Here is a 16,486-nt window from a genome sequence, read left to right as displayed (position 1 = left end):
CAGCGATCGCGGCGACGTGCATGGCTTCCTAGCGTTTCGGACATCGAGGTGCATTCCTGGCGCGAGCGGAACAGGTCCGCCGCTGCTCCTCGGGGACCCGGAGGATTCACCATGCGCGCGATACCCGTCGCCTCGGTCGCACTGCTGGGCGCCGCCGCCCTCTCCGCCTGCGTGCCGGCCGGGGCCGTGGGCTCGAACACGTACGGCTTCACCGTCTCCCCCGCCACCGTGGCGCCGGGCGGCGAGGTCACGCTGGGGGTGGGCCGGACCGCCGCGGGCTGCCACGGGCGGGTCACGGTCACCTCGCCGGTCTTCGACACGGTCACCATCCCCCGGGACGAGTCGTCCGCGACGGCCCGCGTCGACCGGGACGCCCGGCGCGGGGCGGTCTACCGGGTGACGTTCGCCTGCCGGGACAAGACCGGCACCGTGGACCTGACCATCGCCGGCGGCGGCTCGCACCACCCGTCCGACGAGCCCTGGCACGACAAGGGCGTGCACGCCGGTCAGGGCGGCAGCGTCGCGGGATTCGACCTGAAGCAGATCGGGCTCGGCGCGGCGCTCATCGCGGGTGCGGTGGGCACGGCGTACCACCTCTCGCGCCGCCGTACCGGCGAGGACCGGGCCTGACCCACCCGCACCGCGCGCAGCACTTCGCCCCGGATCCCACCGGATCCGGGGCGAAGTGCTGCTGCCGTCCTCCGCCGTGCGGTCAGATCCGCCGCTCGGACCGGCGGCGCAGCCAGAACAGGCCGCCACCGGCGACGGCCGCGGCGACCAGCCCGCCGCCGATCGCGATGTCGGTCGAGGTCGCCCCGCTGGAGCTGCTGCCGCCGAGGCCGCCGCGGACACCGCCGATGACGGTGAAGGCCGCCGGCCGGGTCAGCCGCCGGCCCGAGCAGTTGACGGTGATGTCGTACGAGCCCGGCCGGGCGTCCTCCTTGATGGTGGCGGTGCCCTTGGACGTCTCGTTGGCTCCCCGGACGGGGGTCAGGTGGGTGGTGCGGAAGGCGTCCGAGGTCATCGTGCCGCCCTGGGGGCAGCCGTCGACCGTGACGGTCATCTGACCGCCGCGGGCGATCACGCTGGGCAGGGCGACGATGTTGCTCGGCTGGTTGTGGTCCCCTCCGGCGGTGGCCGCGGGGGCGGCCAGACCGAGGACAGCGACCGCGGCGCCGGCTGCCGCGAGGGCACGAGTGTTGCGCATGTGATCCTCCGCGGAAGACGCCCCGGGTCCCGTCCCCGGTCGATCGGCGAGAAAGCGCCTCCCAGAAAGACCCTCAGTTGACCTGCGCGCACCCGCATTTCGGGAATGGTCCGTCCTGGTGAGAGGGGTGACCGGCGGAAACCGCGCGAGTGGATATCGCCGCAGGTCACGCACCGTCAGAAAATCTCCGCCGGGCATCTCCCGGATGGCGCACGGAAGGACGCGCGCACCACCCGTTCGCCGCCGCCCCGTCGCCGGTCCCCCGCACGCCGCTTAGCGTGCTCGTATGCGCGGATGATCCGGCGACGGCCGGGTCGAGAGGGGAAGGCGAATGTACGACTCCGAGTTGGCCGAAGAGGAGGAGCGGCGGAGGAAGCGCGCTCCCTGGGGCGTGATAGCGCTTGTTCTGCTGACCGGTCTCGCGCTCATCCGCAACGGCTCGGGCGAGTTCGACGTGGGCCCGCCCCAGCCGGCGTCGGCCGCCGCCGCTCCGGACACCCGCGCGGCCGCCGGTGACGCCCCCGCCTCCGGCGTCACGCCCCTGCCGTACTCCGTGCCCGACCGGGTCTCCGTCCCCGCCATCCAGGTCGACGCGCCGGTCATGGGGGTCGGCCTGGACGCGGACGGCTGGGTCGACGCGCCGCCGCCCGAGGACCCGAACCTGGCCGGCTGGTTCACCGGCGCGGTCTCCCCCGGGGAGAAGGGCACCTCGGTCGTGGTCGGTCACGTCGACAACCAGCAGGGCCCCGCCGTCTTCTACGGGCTCGGCGCCCTGAAAAAGGGAAACAAGGTGGAAGTGCACCGCCAGGACGGAAAGACGGCGGTCTTCGAGATCTACGGCATCGAAGTGTTCGAGAAGAACAATTTCCCGGGCGACCGGGTCTACGGCTCGAAGGGCACCCCGGAATTGCGGGTCATCACCTGCGGCGGCGGTTTCACCAAGCAGAACGGATACGACGGGAACGTCGTCGCGTTCGCCCGCCTGGTCGAGGTCCGCTGAGCGGCCCCGGCCGGGCGGGTGCGCCGCCGGCGGTCAGATCAGGCGCGGCCGGGGGACGGTGAGGTGGTAGCCGGAGCCCAGCAGCTCGGGCAGATAGCGCCGCAGGGCGCCGACGCTCTGCGAGCGGTTGCCCCCGGCGTCGTGCGAGAGCACCACGACGCCGGGGGCCGCGCCTTCCTCGACGCGGTCGACGATGGTGCCGGTGCCGGGTGTCGTCCAGTCCAGGGTGTCCACGGTCCAGGCGAGCGGCTCCATGCCGAGTTCCGCGCCGAGCTGGAAGACGGCACGGTTCCACGCTCCGTACGGGGCCCGGAACCAGCGGGGAGCCTCGCCGTACGCCTTCTCGACGACCTCGCTCGTGCGCTCCATCTCGGAGCGGACCCGGCTCCGGCTGAGCTTGGTCAGCAGCGGGTGGGACCAGGTGTGGTTGCCGACCACGTGCCCCTCGTCCGCCATCCGCGTCAGCAGGTCCCGGTTCCAGTCCGCCATCTCCCCGCACACGAAGAACGTCGCGTGCACCTCGTACTTCGCGAGGGTGTCCAGGATCTCGGGGGTGTACTCGGGATGGGGGCCGTCGTCGAAGGTGAGCAGCATGGTGCGGCCCCGGCCGGACATCTGCAGGATCGGCTCGCTGCGCACCGGGGGCCGGCGGGGCGCGGCACGCGGCGCCCCGTATCCGGTCAGGGGCTGGAGGCGGTAGGCGGAGGGCTTGAGCGGGCTGCGCTGCGGTGGGCCGGGAGCGGGTACGGGGGCGGGCGGCCGGGACGGGCCGTTTCCCAGGCCCATGGCGAGTGCGCCACCGGCGCCGGCCGCACCCAGGGCCGCGACGCCGGTGAGCAGGTTTCGGCGGGTGAGCAACTGATCCTTCTCCATGTCTCATCAGTCGCCCGGCGAGGGTGCGCCGCACCTGAGCAACACCGGTGCGGCGGCATGAAACCACCCGCCCGGCTCAAGATCACGGAAGACTCGGATAACCTCGCCGCGTGACGGAACAGCACTCCCATCAGTTCGAACGCGGCACGGACGGACCGAAGGTCATCGTCGTCGGTGTGGACGGCTCCGACTCCTCGCTGCGGGCCGCCGCCTACGCCGGGGGGCTGGCCAGGCGGCAGGGCGCCCTGCTGGCGGTGGTGTACGTGCAGCCGGTGCTGGCGGGGGGTGCCGCGCTCGGGGTGTCGGTGGCGGAGACCACCGACGAGATCGCCGAGGAGCTGGTGACCCAGATCCGGGAGGCGACCGAGCAGGTCAAGGGGATATTCGACATCCGCTGGGAGTTCCACACGTTCCGCGGCGACCCGTACAGCGGCCTGGTGCAGACGGCCGACGAGCTGAAGGCGGACGCGGTGGTGGTGGGCGCCTCCGAGCAGGCCGGTCACCGGTTCGTCGGCTCGGTGGCGGTGCGGCTGGTGAAGTCGGGACGCTGGCCGGTGACGGTGGTGCCGTAGCAGCCGTGGGGCCGGTGGTGCCGCGAGCATCCGTCGGGACGGTGTGTGCTTCTCGGGTCCTTTGTGCGTCGTGACTTCCGTCGCGGTCGTGTGTGAGTCATCATGATCCACCGTCAGCCGTTTGCCGTTCACGAAGAGGTGAGGCGCATGGCCCGGGTCCGCATGGGTGAGGGTGTTCTCCGCCGCAAACCCATCGAGCACATCGAGGAGACGGAGAGCGGCGGGGGCCTGGTGCGCTCGCTGGGGCTGTGGCAGCTGACCGCGATCGGCGTCGGCGGCATCATCGGGGCCGGCATCTTCACACTGGCCGGCACGGTCGCCAACGGTACGGCAGGGCCCGCCGTCCTCGTCTCCTTCCTCATCGCCGGCGTCGCGAGCGCGGCGGCCGCCCTGTCGTACGCCGAGTTCGCCGGGCTGATCCCGAAGGCGGGCTCCGCCTACACCTACGGCTACGCGGTCCTCGGCGAACTGGTCGGCTGGTTCATCGGCTGGGACCTGCTCCTGGAGTACACGGCGATCGTGGCGGTGGTCGCGATCGGCATCTCGGGCTACTTCAGCTTCCTGGTCGGTGAGATGGGCGCCGACCTGCCGAACTGGATGCTGGGCGCGCCGGGCACCGGCGACGGGCACAGGGTCGACCTGTTCGCGGCCGTGCTGTGCCTGCTGATCGCGTATCTGCTGACCCTGGGCATCAGGAACGCGGCCCGCTTCGAGATGGTCGTGGTCGTCCTGAAGGTGCTGGTGGTGCTTCTGGTCATCGGCGTCGGCGTCTTCCACATCAACAGCTCGAACTACCACCCGTTCTTCCCGTTCGGGGTCGGCGGGGCGTTCACGGGTGCGGCCACCGTGTTCTTCGCGGTCTTCGGCTACGACGCCATGTCGACGGCTGCCGAGGAGTCGAAGGACGCCCAGCGGCACATGCCGAAGGCGATCATCTACTCCCTGATCATCTCGATGGTCCTGTACGTGGCGGCCTGTCTGGTGCTGACCGGCATGCAGAACTACAAGGACATCGACCCGGAGAGCGGCTTCTCGACGGCGTTCAAGTCCGTGGGGCTCAGCTCGCTGGCCGACATCATCGCGGTCGGCGCCATCATCGGCATCCTCACGGTGATGTTCACGTTCATGCTGGGCGTCACCCGTGTGTGGTTCTCCATGTCGCGCGACGGGCTGCTGCCCAAGTGGTTCGCCAAGACGCATCCGACGCGGCACGTGCCGACCCGGGTCACCTGGATCGTCGGGTGCGCGTCCGCCGTGATCGCCGGGTTCCTGCCGATCGGCGAGGCGGCGGAGCTGACCAACATCGGCATCCTGCTGGCGTTCGTGGTGGTGTGCGCGGCGGTGATCGTGCTGCGCTACCGGCAGCCGGACCTGCCGCGCTCTTTCCGCACGCCGTGGATGCCGTTCGTGCCGGCACTCGGCATCGTCTTCTCGATCTGGCTGATCACGTTCCTGCAGTGGCAGACCTGGGTGCGGTTCGCCGTGTGGTTCGTGGTCGGCCTGGTGATCTACTTCACGTACTCGTACCGGAAGTCGGAGCTGGCCCGCCGTTAGAGGACGCGCGGGGCCCCGGCCGAGAGCATCCGGACCCCGCGCACCGGCGGTCGTCGCCGACCCGCTCCGCCGCCACCGGCTACTCGCCCATCACCAGCCCGTCCCCGGCGGCGCCCCGGCTGAGCACCACGTCGCGGATGCGGTCGCGCACGCCCCGCAGTTCGGCGCCCTTCTCCAGCGCCCGGTTGAGGTTCACCACCCGGCCGGCGTCGACGTCGAACAACTGCGGGACGAACTCCGCCTTGGTCACCTTCCAGCGCTCGCCGGCCCGGCCGGGCGGGGCGAACGTGAAGCGGCCGATGGTCGACTGGTTGCCGCGCGGGTCGCGGGCACCCTGGTCGTCGACCATCTCGCCCGCGATCTGGTCCCCCATGCCGTAGACCACCCAGGTGCCGTTGACCTTCTCGTAGGCCTGCGGGACGTGGGCGTGGGTGCCGAGGATCAGGTCGATGTCGGGGCGGTCCCCGGTGCGGGCGGCGGTCAGGCTGCGGGCCAGGGCCAGCTGGTCCCGGTCCGGCGCGTCCTGCCATTCGGTGCCCCAGTGCAGCGACACGACGACGACGTCGGCGCCCGCCTTCCGCGCGGCCCTCGCGTCCTCGACGACGCGTGCCTCGTCGAGCAGGCCGACCGCCCATGGCTGCCCGTCGGGAAGGGGGTGGCCGTTGGTGTGGAGGGTGTAGGCGAGGTGGGCCACCTGGGCACGGCCCGCGCGCAGGACCGTCGGGGTGTCCGCCTCGGCCTCGGTACGCGCGGTCCCGGCGTGCCGCACACCGGCGCGGTCGAGCGCGTCCAGGGTGCGCCGGATGCCGTCCGCGCCGTCGTCGACGCTGTGGTTGGAGGCGGTGGAGCAGCCGTCGTAGCCGGTGGCGGCCAGCGCCTTCGCCACCTCGGGCGGGGACTTGAAGAGGGGATAGCCGCTGTAGTCGCCGTTCGCACCGTAGACGGTCTCCATGTGGCACAGGGCGAGGTCGGCGCGCGAGACGAGGGGCTGCGCGCCGGCGAGCATGGGGCGGAAGTCGTAGCCGCTGCCGCCGGCGTCGAAGCGGGCCCGCTCGATGATCGAGTCGTGCGGGAGCACGTCACCGGAGGCAACCAGGGTGAAGGCGCCCTCGACGGCGGCGGGCGGGGCCGGCGCCGGCGGTTTCGGCGGCTCGTGGTCGCGGGCCTGGCAGGCCGCGCCCGCGGTGAGGAGGGCGGTCAGGGCCAGGGCCACCTGCCGACTGCGTGTGATCATCCGTTCACTCCGCTGGGTCGCACACACCGATGAAAAGTCACATTTACTTATAAACAGGTAAAGAGTGACGGCCCGTCACAGGCGGCTCCGACACGCCCATTAGCCCGTCCGGCGTGCGCGAACGGGGGCGCGGGGACCCCGGCCGACCGGGCACCGACCGTTCGTCGAACCGTTCGTCGACGCGATCGACCGTCCGCCGCACACCCGTGCGTGCGCCCTGTCCCCGTCCGGGCCCCTGCGGTGCCATACGGCCATGACGGCCGGAATCACCCTCACGGACACAGCGAACGGGACGACCGCCGAGCACGAGCTCGCCGCACTGCAGCGCGAGCACGGCCGGCCGCTCTTCGCGCTGCTGCTGCGGCTCAGCGACGGCGACCGGCAACGCGCCGAGGACCTCGTGCAGGAGACCCTGGTCCGCGCCTGGCAGCACCCCGAGGCCCTGCGCGCCGACGACTTCGACTCCGTACGCCCCTGGCTGCTCACCGTGGCCCGGCGGCTCGCGATCGACGCGCGCCGCGCCCGCCAGGCGCGCCCGCCGGAGGTCGGCGACGCCGTCCTGGAGAACGCGCGGGTCTGCGCGGACCACGCCGAACGGGCCGCCGCCGCCCTGGACGTGCGCGAGGCTGTGAAGACACTCACTCCGGAGCACCGTGAAGTCCTGGTGCTGGTGTATTTCCAGGGGGCGAGTGTGGCGGAAGCCGCGACGGCCCTCGGCATCCCACCCGGTACCGTGAAGTCCCGCGCGTACTACGCGCTGCGCGCCATGCGCAGGGTGCTACCGGGATACGCCGCCGACCTGCGGTGAAACCGACCCTTTGGTCAAGCCTCCGTAAAGCGCCTTGCCCAGGACCCCGGTTGAGCAGTCGGCTGTCCTCATCCGTGTTCCGGACGGGGGCCCATGACCCGGGTCGGGCGACGCGCACGCACCGGAGGAAGGCAGGAAGGGATGCTGCACAGAGGTCAAGAGAGCACGGACGGCACCGGCGGGGGCGAACTGAGCATCCCCATGGCGTGGTTGTACGCCGAGTACATCGCCGACGAGCTGCTGCGGACCGGCGATCTGATGCCGCCGACGTCCTTCGAGTTCCGCGCCGGACGCGACGCGCTGGCGCTCACCGTCTTCCTGTCCGACACGGACGGCGAGCTGAGCGGCATCCGCGTCGTCACCCACTTGGAGACCTGGCTGTCCCTGACGGCGTACGACCAGCCGTGGCACGAGTGGGTGCACGGGCGGCTGGCCGAGGTCACGGCCGACGCGGTCGCCGCCGGCCGCCACTCGCCGGACGTGGAGCTGGCCCGGGCGGCCTGGCGCTGGCTCCAGGACACCGAACTGCTCGCCCCGGACCTGAACGCGGTCCCCGGCGGTGCGGCGGTGACCGGGGAGGACGAGGGACCGAAGGTGTGGACGCCGGCCTGGCAGCTCGGGCTGCCGCTCGGGCACCTCGCCATCCACCTGTTCTAGCCGTCCCGGCCGGCTCGCCGGCCCACCCCGAAGACGGACCAATCCGCGCCCCGGACCGCTCCGAACACCTAGGTTGCGATTCGATCGCGGCTTGAGTGATTCGGCTGTCGGGTGCGTACGGGTGGGAGCAAGGAGTAACCCCACCCGCACCCAACGGTACGAGGATTCGGCATGAGGTCCCTGGAAAGGCATGGTGACGTCGGCGCCTACGCGCTCGGCGTGCTGGACGAGGCGGAAGCGTTCCGCTTCGAGGACCACCTCATGGAGTGCCCCCGGTGCGCGGTCCAGGTGACCGAATTCGGTCCCGCCACCCGCCAGTTGATGCTGTACCGGCAGGCGACACCCCGTTTCGTCCACCCCCTGACCGAACCGGGGCCGCGACTGCTCGACCGGCTGCTGTCCGAGGTGGCCACGCGCCACCGCGCGGGCCGCAGGCGGGTGCTGTACGCCGTGGCCGCCGCCGTCGTGTGCGCCGTGGCCGGGCCCGGCGCCGTGCTGTACGCGAGCCAGGGCGACCCGGCGGCGCCGCTCACCGCGACCGACGCCCGGTCCGGGGTGTGGGCGCGGATCACGGCCGAGGACGAGACCTGGGGCACGGGCGTGCGACTCGAGGTCAAGGACGGGGCCGGCCCGCGCTCGTGCCGGCTCGTGGCCGTCGGCAGCGACGGGTCCGAGCAGACGATCACCAGCTGGATGGTCCCGGGGGACGGGGACCGGCAGCACACCGTGCGTGGCGGGGCCGCGCTGCATCCGGACCAGATCGACCGCTACGAGGTGCGGACGGCGGACGGCGAGCACCTGGTGACGCTCCCGGCCGGATGACCGCCACCGCGGCCGCCTCCCTGCGGGCCGCCGTCCTCCGGGCCGCCGTTCTTCCGACCGCCGCCCTTCGGGTCGCCGTCCTTCGGGCCGCCGTTCTTCGGGCCGTCACTTCAGCAGCCGGGACATCCTGCGGTCGGCCAGCGGTTTGCCGCCGGTCTGGCAGGTCGGGCAGTACTGGAGCGAGGAGTCGCTGAAGGAGACCTCACGGACGGTGTCGCCGCACACCGGGCAGGGCTCCCCGGTACGCCCGTGGACCCGCAGCCCGCTCTTCTTCTCGGCCTTCAGGCGTCCGGCGGCGACGCCCCGTGAGCGCTCCACGGCCTCGGTGAGCGTGTCGCGCAGGGCCGCGTACAGCCGGGCGGTCTCCTCGCCGGTCAGCGAGGCGGCCAGTTTGAACGGGGACATCTTCGCGGCGTGCAGGATCTCGTCGCTGTACGCGTTGCCCACGCCCGCGACCAGGCTCTGGTCGCGCAGGGCTCCCTTGAGCTGCCGCCGCTCACCGGCGAGGAGGCCGGCGAAGCGCGCCTCGTCGAAGTCGTCGGCGAGCGGGTCGGGACCGAGCCGGGCCACGCCGGGCACCTGCCGCGGGTCGGCCACGACGTACACCGCGAGCCGCTTCTGTGTGCCCGCCTCCGTCAGGTCGAAGCCCGCGCCGGTCTCCAGGGCGACCCGCAGCGCCAGCGGGCCCTTGCCCGGCCTGGGCATGCCGCTGGGCAGGCTGTCCTTCCAGTGCAGCCAGCCGGCCCGGGCCAGATGGGTCACCAGATGCGGTCCGCCCGCGGTCTCGACGTCGAGGAACTTGCCGCGGCGGTGCACGCCCGCCACCCGGTGGCCCTCCAGCGCCGTCAGCGGTGGGTCGTACGTCTTGAGGACGCTGATCGCCACGGGCAGGACCCGGACGATCTCGCGGCCGGTGAGGTGCTCGGTCAGGAAGTCGCGGAGCGCCTCGACCTCGGGCAGTTCAGGCATACGTCCAGAGTGCCACCGGCCGCCGACAGTGCCAGTGGGGTCAGCCCGCGCCGTGTGCCACCACGAACTCCGCCCAGACGACCTTGCCGCCGCCGCGTGCCTCCACGCCCCACGCGTCGGCGAGCGTGTCCACCAGGAGCAGCCCCCGCCCGGAGACCCCGTCCTCCCCGGCCTCGCGACGGCGCGGCAGGGCGCTGGAGGAGTCCTCGACCTCGACCCGCAGCCGCCGGTCGGTTCCGGTGAGCAGCCGCAGGGTGACGATCGCGGAGCCCTCGGTGTGCATGAGGGCGTTGGTCATCAGCTCGTCGGCGACCAGCTCGATCTCGTCGCTGTGGGCCCTGGCGCCCCAGGAGCGGACCGCGGCACGGACCATGTGCCGGGCCTCGGTGAGGCCCTCCGGGTCGCCCGGCGAGACGTGCTGCTGGACCCGGCCGAAGGTCCTGGGGGCGCCGAGGCCGTGGCGGCGCAGCAGGAGCAGCGCGACGTCGTCGTCGCCGCGGCGCTCGTCGGCCACGTCGATGAGCCGGTCGGCGAGATCCCGCACGTCCTGGGGTCCGGAGCTGATCAGGGCCGTGAGGACGTCCATGCCCTCGTCGAGGTCGGCGCCGGGCTGCTCGACCAGGCCGTCGGTGCACAGCAGCAGGGTGTTGCCCGGGTCCAGCTCCAAAGTGGCCACCGGGTAGGCGAGGCGCCCGAACTCGGCGGACAGGCCGAGCGGCAGCCCGCCCTCGACGCGGACGAGGCGGCAGCTGCCGTCGCCGAAGCGCAGCAGCGGGTCGATGTGTCCGGCACGGACCACCTGGACCACTCCGGTGCCCAGGTCGGCCTCGGCGTACAGGCAGGTCGCGAAGCGGTCGGTGTCCAGTTCGTACAGGAAGACGGAGGCCCGCGCCATCACCGTGGCCGGCGGGTGGCCCTCGGCGGCGTAGGCGCGCAGCACGATGCGCAGCTGGCCCATGACGGCGGCGGCATGCGTGTCGTGGCCCTGGACGTCGCCGATGACGGCGCCGACGCGGCCGCCGGGCAGCGGAATCAGGTCGTACCAGTCGCCGCCGATGTCACGGCCGAGGGTGCCCCCGATGGAGGCCGCGCGGTAGCGGACGGCGACGTCGCAGCCGGGCACGCTGGGGATGGTGCGCGGCAGCATGGCCTGCTGGAGGCCTTCGGCGAGGTCCATCTCCTGCTCGTAGAGCATGGCCCGCTGCAGGCTCTGGGCGATGCCGCTGCCGAGGGCGACCAGCACGTTGCGGTCCTCCGGGGAGAAGCCGTGCCGGTCGCTGTAGAGCAGTCCGATGGCGCCGATCGGCCGGGCCTGGGCGATCAGGGGCAGGTAGGCGGCCGCGGTGATGTTGAGGTGGGTGATGTCGTTCCACAGCAGGGGGTAGCGCTCCGCGAACTCCTCGGGCGACTCGATGAAGCGGGGACTGAGGGTCCGTACGGCCTCGCTCATCGGGTACGGCTCGTCGATCCGGGTGACGCGGGTGCCGGGGATGAAGCTGTTCTCGGGGCCGTCGGCGACCAGCCGGATACGGCCGGCCTCGACCAGGCCCATCACCAGGCTGGTGGCGCCCAGCCGGGTGAGGCCGTGGGTGTCGCGCAGCACCTCGATGACGTCGTCCACGGTGCGGGCGTGCGCGAGGGCGGCCGTGGCGAGCTGGACGACGTTGGTGAGCCGCCGTCGGGCCTCGTCCAGCGCGGCCTGCTCGCGGTTGACCGCGATGTCGGCCATCTCCTGGGTGGCGTCGCGGACGATGCCGATGATGCGGCGGGGCCGGCCGGTCTCGTCGCGGCGGATGTAGCCCTGGGTGTGGGTCCAGCGCAGGGTGCCGTCGCGGCGGCGCAGCCGGAAGTAGGTGCCGTAGTTCTCGCTGCCGTCCTTCATGGCCCGGGCGACGATGGTGTCCATGCGGCGGCTCTCCGCCGTGGGCACCCGCAGCGCCAGCGACTCGGCCCGCCCGTCGTACTCCTCGGGGCGCAGGTCGAACACCTCGTGGGCCTGGGCGTCCATGTGGAACAGTCCGGCGTCCAGGTCCCAGTCGAAGCTGCCCATGCGGTTGAGCGCCAGGATCGGGTCCGGGTGGGCGGGCCAGTCGTCCGGGAGTGACGGGGCGCTCGCTCCCCGATCAGACATGGACCCCACCTTGCCAGGATTTGTCGGAATCTTCGAGTCCTGGTCCGCCGATCAGAGCAGAAGGAGGTCCGGGCCGCCGGGCGGGTACACGGAGCGGGTACGAGAGGAGCCCGGCCGTGGAGTGGTTCACCGCACCCGACTACTGGCTGACCCGGCTGGTCTTCCAGCGGGCCCTGGCCGTGATGTACCTGGTCGCGTTCCTGACGGCCGCCCTGCAGTTCAGGGCGCTGCTCGGCGAGCGGGGCCTGACGCCCGTGCCCCGCTTCGTCGAGCGGGTGCCCTTCGGGCGGGCGCCCAGCCTGTTCCAGTGGCGCTACTCGGACCGGCTCTTCGCGGGCTGCGCCTGGGCGGGCTGCGCGGTGTCGGCGGCACTGGCGGCGGGCCTCGACTCGCTGCTGCCGCTGTGGGGCGCGATGCTGCTGTGGCTGGTGCCGTGGGCGCTGTACCTGTCGATCGTCAACGTCGGACAGACCTGGTACTCGTTCGGCTGGGAGTCGCTGCTGCTGGAGACCGGTTTCGTCGCCGTGTTCCTCGGCAACGACGAGGTGGCTCCGCCCCTCGTGGTGCTGTTCCTGCTGCGCTGGCTGCTGTTCCGGGTGGAGTTCGGGGCTGGGCTGATCAAGATGCGCGGCGACGAGTGCTGGCGGAAGCTGACCTGCCTGGACCACCACCACGAGACCCAGCCGATGCCGGGCCCGCTGAGCTGGTTCTTCCACCACCTGCCCCGGCCGCTGCACCGCGTCGAGGTCGCCGCGAACCACGTCACCCAGCTGGTGGTGCCCTTCCTGCTGTTCGCCCCGCACCCCGTGTCGACGGCCGCCGCGGCCGTGATGATCGCGACCCAGCTGTGGCTGGTGCTCTCGGGCAACTTCTCCTGGCTCAACTGGATCACCGTCGTGCTGGCCCTGTCGGTGGTCCGGTTTCCGGCCGATCCCCCGGCCGTGGCCGCCGCGCCGCTCTGGTACGAGGTGGTGGTCCTGGCGGTGGCGGCGCTGCTGGTGTTCCTGAGCCACCGGCCGGTGCGCAACATGATCTCCCGCCGCCAGGTGATGAACCGCTCCTTCGACTCGCTCCACCTGGTCAACACCTACGGTGCCTTCGGCTCGGTCAGCCGGGTGCGCTACGAGGTGGTGGTCGAGGGCACCGCCGACGAGGTGGCCCGCGGGGACGGGGACTGGCGGGAGTACGAGTTCAAGGGCAAACCCGGTGATCCACACCGCTGGCCGCGCCAGTTCGCGCCGTACCACCTGCGCCTGGACTGGCTGATGTGGTTCGCCGCGCTGTCGCCCTCCTACGCCGGGTCGTGGTTCGGCACGTTCGTGGAGCGGCTGCTGGAGAACGACCGCGCCACGCTGGGGCTGCTGCGCAGCTCCCCGTTCCCGCCCGACGCGCCGCCCCGCTTCGTACGCGCGCGGCTGTTCCGGTACCGGTACACGACCTGGCGGGAGCTGCGGGAGACGGGCGCGTGCTGGGAGCGGACGTACGTGCGGGAGTACCTGCCGCCGACCCGGCTCACCCCTTCCGGGTGAGCCGGGCCCGCCGAGGGCGCTACGCGCGCTTCAGCCGCAGGGTCGTCAACTGGAAGGGACGCAGCCGTACGGTGATCCGGTCGCCGTCCCACTGGGGGGCCTCGGCGTCCGCCAGCGGGCGCTCCAGCAGGTCGGTCACCTGGACGTCGGTGGCCGTGAACCCGGTGGTGAGCGTGGCGCGGGCCCGGCCGCCGTGGGCCTCGTGGAAGCGGACCACGACGTCACCGCTGCCGTCGTCGGCGAGCTTGACGGCCGTGACGACGACCGCGTCCCGGTCCACCGTGACGAGCGGCGCGACCTCCCCGGCGCCGCCCGTGAGGTGCCGCTCCGGCACGTTGATCCGCCAGCCCTCGCGCACGGCGTCGCCGATGCCCGCGCCGGGCACCAGCGCGTGCCGGAACCGGTGCACGCCCTGGTCGGTCTCGGGGTCGGGGAAGCGCGGGGCGCGCAGCAGGGAGACCCGTACCGTGGTGGTCGTACCGCCGTCGCCGTCGGTGCGGACGGTGCGGGTGACGTCGTGGCCGTACGTCGAGTCGTTGACGACGGCGACGCCCCAGCCGGGCTCCTCCAGCTGCACGAACCGGTGGTTGCAGGCCTCGAACTTGGCCGCCTCCCAGCTGGTGTTGGTGTGGGTGGGCCGGTGGAAGTGCCCGAACTGGGTCTCCGACGCGTACCGTTCGGCGTGCACGTCGAGCGGGAAGGCGAGCTTGAGGAACTTCTCCGTCTCGTGCCAGTCGACCTCGGTGTCCACGTCCAGCCGCCGCTCCCCCGGCGCCAGCGTCAGCACCTGGGTCACGCGGGAGGAACCGAAGGAGCGGACGATCCGCACCGAGCTGCCGTCGTCGCCGGGGGCGACCTCGTCGGCGTCGGTGAGGTCGGTGACCGTGTGGCGGTAGAACGCGTCGACGTCCCAGGCGTCCCACATGTTCGGGAAGTCCGGGTGGAGCTGGAGCAGGTTGCCCGCCCCGCCCGGTGCGACGGTCTCGCGGTCGGCGGCGATGTCGTACGCGGAGACGACCAGGCCGCGGTCGTCGACCTCGACGCGCAGCAGACCGTTGTCGAGGACGTGGCCGCCCCCGGGGCGGGGGGTCAGGGCGGTCCGGCCCTCGGTGGCGGGGGACGCGGCGGCGCCCGCGGGGACGCCGGCCCGTGTGTGCGGCGCGGAGTTGAAGACCAGCGGGGTGCCGCCCTCGCCGGCCAGGGCGCGCTGGGCGGCGTCGACGATGCCGTTCAGCTCCTCGGCGACGCGGTCGTAGGTGGCGCGGGCCTCGCGGTGCACCCAGGCGATGGAGGAGCCGGGCAGGATGTCGTGGAACTGGTGCAGCAGGACCGTCTTCCAGATCCGGTCCAGGTCCTCGTACGGGTAGGGGAACCCCGCGCGCACGGCCGCCGTGGCCGCCCACAGCTCGGCCTCGCGCAGGAGGTGTTCGCTGCGGCGGTTGCCCTGTTTGGTCTTGGCCTGGCTGGTGAGGGTGGCGCGGTGCAGTTCGAGGTACAGCTCGCCGACCCAGACCGGCGGCTCGGGATTCTCTGCCTCGGCCTTCTCGAAGAAGGCGTGCGGGGTCTCCCACTCGACCGTCGCCGAGCCTTCGAGGTCGCGCAGCCGGGCCGCCTTGGCGACCATCTCCCGGGTGGTGCCGCCGCCTCCGTCGCCCCAGCCGGTGGGGGCGAGGGAGTGCCGGGCGACGCCCTTGTCCTTGAAGTTCTTCGCCGCGTGGGCGATCTCGCTGCCCTTCATCGAGCAGTTGTAGGTGTCGACGGGCGGGAAGTGGGTGAAGATCCGGGTGCCGTCGATGCCCTCCCAGCGGAAGGTGTGGTGCGGGAACTTGTTCGTCTGGGACCAGGAGATCTTCTGCGTCAGCAGGTACTTGGCACCCGCCGCCTTGATGATCTGCGGGAGGCCCGCCGCGAAGCCGAAGGTGTCCGGCAGCCACGCCTCGTCGTTCTCGACCCCGAACTCGTCGAGGAAGAAGCGCTTGCCGTGCACGAACTGCCGGGCCATCGCCTCCGAGCCGGGCATGTTGGTGTCCGACTCCACCCACATGCCGCCGGCCGGCACGAACCGGCCGTCCGCGACCGCCTTCTTGACCCGCGCCCACACCTCGGGCCGGTGGTCGCGCACCCACGCCCACTGCTGGGCCTGGGACATGGCGAAGACGAAGTCCGGCTCGTCCTCCAGGAGGGCGGTCATGTTGGAGGTGGTGCGGGCCACCTTGCGCACGGTCTCGCGCAGCGGCCACAGCCACGCCGAGTCGATGTGCGCGTGGCCGACGGCGCTGATGCGGTGCGCGGAGGGCACGGCGGGGGCGGACAGCACCTCGGTGAGGCGGGAACGGGCCGCCTCGGCCGTGCCGTTCACGTCCTGGAGGTCGATGGCGTCCAGGGCCCGGTCGACCGCGCGCAGGATCTCCCAGCGGCGCGGCGACTCCACCGGCAGCTCGGCCATCAGCTCGCCGAGCACCTCCAGGTCGAGCACCAGGTTCCACACCGTCTCGTCGAGGACGGCGAGGTCCATGCGGGCGAGGGTGTACTGCGGTTCGTCGCCCGCGGTGTCCTTGTCGCCGAGCTGGGTGGGCACGAAGGGGTGGTAGTCGAGGATGACGGGGTTGGAGGCGGCCTCGACGTGCAGGCGGACCTCCTCGCCGCCCTCGACGGGGGCTCCGATCCGCACCCACTGGTTGCGCGGGTTGAGGCCCTTCACCGGGGTGCCGTCGGGGCGGTAGACCAGCCCCTCGCACTGGAAGCCGGGCATGTTCTCGTCGAAGCCGAGGTCGAGGATCGCTTCGACGGTCTTCCCGGCCCACTCCTTCGGCACGGTGCCGGTGACGCGGAACCAGCTGGTGCCCCAGGGCGCGCCCCAGCGGGCGCCGACCTCGATGGGCTGCGGTTCGGCCGCCAGTCCCTCCTCGACCGGGACGGGCTCGCCGGGCGCGTTCCAGACCGCCACGTCCAGTGGCACGGACTCGGGGTGGAGGGCGGGGCGGACGCGCTCGTCGAGGACGCGCTTGAGGCGGGCTTCGACCAGGTTGCGGTCGTCATGCATGCGGGTGCTCCGGGGTCGGGGGGCGAGTGGTTGCCGGGGGTGGGTGGGGCACGGTGGTGGGGGCCGACGTCAGGTACAGCTCCCCAG

14 protein-coding genes are annotated in these 16,486 nt (G+C 72.3%); 8 read left to right on the top strand and 6 right to left on the bottom strand.

Annotation, left to right across the window (positions count from 1 at the left end):
• Window positions 1-111 precede the first annotated feature (111 nt).
• Window positions 112-630, top strand: a complete 519-nt coding sequence (locus ACIQFU_RS11635) for a hypothetical protein (protein WP_402550686.1) — start codon at window positions 112-114, stop codon at window positions 628-630.
• An 82-nt stretch (window positions 631-712) separates the two neighbouring features.
• Here the strand turns inward: ACIQFU_RS11635 and ACIQFU_RS11630 are convergent, their stop codons facing one another.
• A complete protein-coding gene (locus ACIQFU_RS11630; protein ID WP_402550685.1) occupies window positions 713-1,207 on the bottom strand; it encodes a hypothetical protein in 495 nt (164 codons plus the stop codon).
• 331 nt (window positions 1,208-1,538) lie between these two features.
• Here ACIQFU_RS11630 and ACIQFU_RS11625 point away from each other — a divergent pair, with 331 nt between their 5' ends.
• Window positions 1,539-2,207, top strand: coding sequence for a class F sortase (locus ACIQFU_RS11625; RefSeq protein ID WP_402550684.1), 669 nt, complete (start codon window positions 1,539-1,541; stop codon window positions 2,205-2,207).
• Window positions 2,208-2,240: 33 nt separating this feature from the next.
• On the opposite strand, the gene ACIQFU_RS11620 is transcribed toward ACIQFU_RS11625, so the two are convergent.
• Window positions 2,241-3,080, bottom strand: coding sequence for a polysaccharide deacetylase family protein (locus ACIQFU_RS11620; RefSeq protein ID WP_402550683.1), 840 nt, complete (start codon window positions 3,078-3,080; stop codon window positions 2,241-2,243).
• 110 nt (window positions 3,081-3,190) lie between these two features.
• On the opposite strand from ACIQFU_RS11620, the gene ACIQFU_RS11615 reads away from it, so the two are divergent.
• Together ACIQFU_RS11615 and ACIQFU_RS11610 are read left to right on the top strand one after the other, a co-directional pair.
• On the top strand, window positions 3,191-3,652 hold the full coding sequence (locus ACIQFU_RS11615; protein WP_402550682.1) for a universal stress protein: 462 nt from the start codon (window positions 3,191-3,193) through the stop codon (window positions 3,650-3,652).
• Between the two features lie 147 nt (window positions 3,653-3,799).
• Window positions 3,800-5,206 (top strand): amino acid permease, encoded by a 1,407-nt coding sequence (locus ACIQFU_RS11610; RefSeq protein ID WP_402550681.1) that lies wholly within the window; start codon window positions 3,800-3,802, stop codon window positions 5,204-5,206.
• A 79-nt stretch (window positions 5,207-5,285) separates the two neighbouring features.
• On the opposite strand, the gene ACIQFU_RS11605 is transcribed toward ACIQFU_RS11610, so the two are convergent.
• Window positions 5,286-6,440, bottom strand: coding sequence for a CapA family protein (locus tag ACIQFU_RS11605; protein ID WP_402550680.1), 1,155 nt, complete (start codon window positions 6,438-6,440; stop codon window positions 5,286-5,288).
• Window positions 6,441-6,693: 253 nt separating this feature from the next.
• On the opposite strand from ACIQFU_RS11605, the gene ACIQFU_RS11600 reads away from it, so the two are divergent.
• From ACIQFU_RS11600 to ACIQFU_RS11590, 3 genes are all read left to right on the top strand, one after another.
• Window positions 6,694-7,248, top strand: coding sequence for a sigma-70 family RNA polymerase sigma factor (locus ACIQFU_RS11600; protein ID WP_007389266.1), 555 nt, complete (start codon window positions 6,694-6,696; stop codon window positions 7,246-7,248).
• A 141-nt stretch (window positions 7,249-7,389) separates the two neighbouring features.
• Window positions 7,390-7,905 carry a hypothetical protein gene (locus ACIQFU_RS11595; protein ID WP_402550679.1) on the top strand — a complete coding sequence of 172 codons (516 nt, stop codon included), beginning with the start codon at window positions 7,390-7,392 and terminating at the stop codon, window positions 7,903-7,905.
• Window positions 7,906-8,076: 171 nt separating this feature from the next.
• Window positions 8,077-8,727, top strand: a complete 651-nt coding sequence (locus tag ACIQFU_RS11590) for a zf-HC2 domain-containing protein (protein ID WP_402550678.1) — start codon at window positions 8,077-8,079, stop codon at window positions 8,725-8,727.
• Between the two features lie 105 nt (window positions 8,728-8,832).
• Here the strand turns inward: ACIQFU_RS11590 and ACIQFU_RS11585 are convergent, their stop codons facing one another.
• Window positions 8,833-9,696, bottom strand: coding sequence for an Fpg/Nei family DNA glycosylase (locus tag ACIQFU_RS11585; RefSeq protein WP_402550677.1), 864 nt, complete (start codon window positions 9,694-9,696; stop codon window positions 8,833-8,835).
• Between the two features lie 40 nt (window positions 9,697-9,736).
• On the bottom strand, window positions 9,737-11,827 hold the full coding sequence (locus ACIQFU_RS11580; protein WP_402550676.1) for a SpoIIE family protein phosphatase: 2,091 nt from the start codon (window positions 11,825-11,827) through the stop codon (window positions 9,737-9,739).
• A gap of 116 nt (window positions 11,828-11,943) precedes the next feature.
• Here ACIQFU_RS11580 and ACIQFU_RS11575 point away from each other — a divergent pair, with 116 nt between their 5' ends.
• Window positions 11,944-13,356 (top strand): lipase maturation factor family protein, encoded by a 1,413-nt coding sequence (locus ACIQFU_RS11575; protein WP_402550675.1) that lies wholly within the window; start codon window positions 11,944-11,946, stop codon window positions 13,354-13,356.
• 19 nt (window positions 13,357-13,375) lie between these two features.
• On the opposite strand, the gene ACIQFU_RS11570 is transcribed toward ACIQFU_RS11575, so the two are convergent.
• Window positions 13,376-16,399, bottom strand: a complete 3,024-nt coding sequence (locus ACIQFU_RS11570; RefSeq protein WP_402550674.1) for an alpha-mannosidase — start codon at window positions 16,397-16,399, stop codon at window positions 13,376-13,378.
• Window positions 16,400-16,486: the final 87 nt, after the last annotated feature.

It is taken from the genome of Streptomyces sp. NPDC093065, assembly GCF_044754585.1.
Classification (GTDB): Bacteria; Actinomycetota; Actinomycetes; order Streptomycetales; family Streptomycetaceae; genus Streptomyces.
Note: the sequence above shows the minus strand (reverse complement) of the source record. Positions and strands in the feature narration are given on the sequence as shown.

Excerpts from the sequence above, each read along its gene's own strand:
- ACIQFU_RS11635 (WP_402550686.1), top strand. The coding sequence starts at position 112 with ATGCGCGCGATACCCGTCGCCTCGGTCGCACTGCTGGGCGCCGCCGCC.
- ACIQFU_RS11590 (WP_402550678.1), top strand. The coding sequence starts at position 8,077 with ATGAGGTCCCTGGAAAGGCATGGTGACGTCGGCGCCTACGCGCTCGGC.
- ACIQFU_RS11630 (WP_402550685.1), bottom strand. The coding sequence starts at position 1,207 with ATGCGCAACACTCGTGCCCTCGCGGCAGCCGGCGCCGCGGTCGCTGTC.
- ACIQFU_RS11605 (WP_402550680.1), bottom strand. The coding sequence starts at position 6,440 with ATGATCACACGCAGTCGGCAGGTGGCCCTGGCCCTGACCGCCCTCCTC.
- ACIQFU_RS11595 (WP_402550679.1), top strand. The coding sequence starts at position 7,390 with ATGCTGCACAGAGGTCAAGAGAGCACGGACGGCACCGGCGGGGGCGAA.
- ACIQFU_RS11600 (WP_007389266.1), top strand. The coding sequence starts at position 6,694 with ATGACGGCCGGAATCACCCTCACGGACACAGCGAACGGGACGACCGCC.
- ACIQFU_RS11625 (WP_402550684.1), top strand. The coding sequence starts at position 1,539 with ATGTACGACTCCGAGTTGGCCGAAGAGGAGGAGCGGCGGAGGAAGCGC.
- ACIQFU_RS11620 (WP_402550683.1), bottom strand. The coding sequence starts at position 3,080 with ATGGAGAAGGATCAGTTGCTCACCCGCCGAAACCTGCTCACCGGCGTC.
- ACIQFU_RS11610 (WP_402550681.1), top strand. The coding sequence starts at position 3,800 with ATGGCCCGGGTCCGCATGGGTGAGGGTGTTCTCCGCCGCAAACCCATC.
- ACIQFU_RS11585 (WP_402550677.1), bottom strand. The coding sequence starts at position 9,696 with ATGCCTGAACTGCCCGAGGTCGAGGCGCTCCGCGACTTCCTGACCGAG.
- ACIQFU_RS11570 (WP_402550674.1), bottom strand. The coding sequence starts at position 16,399 with ATGCATGACGACCGCAACCTGGTCGAAGCCCGCCTCAAGCGCGTCCTC.
- ACIQFU_RS11580 (WP_402550676.1), bottom strand. The coding sequence starts at position 11,827 with ATGTCTGATCGGGGAGCGAGCGCCCCGTCACTCCCGGACGACTGGCCC.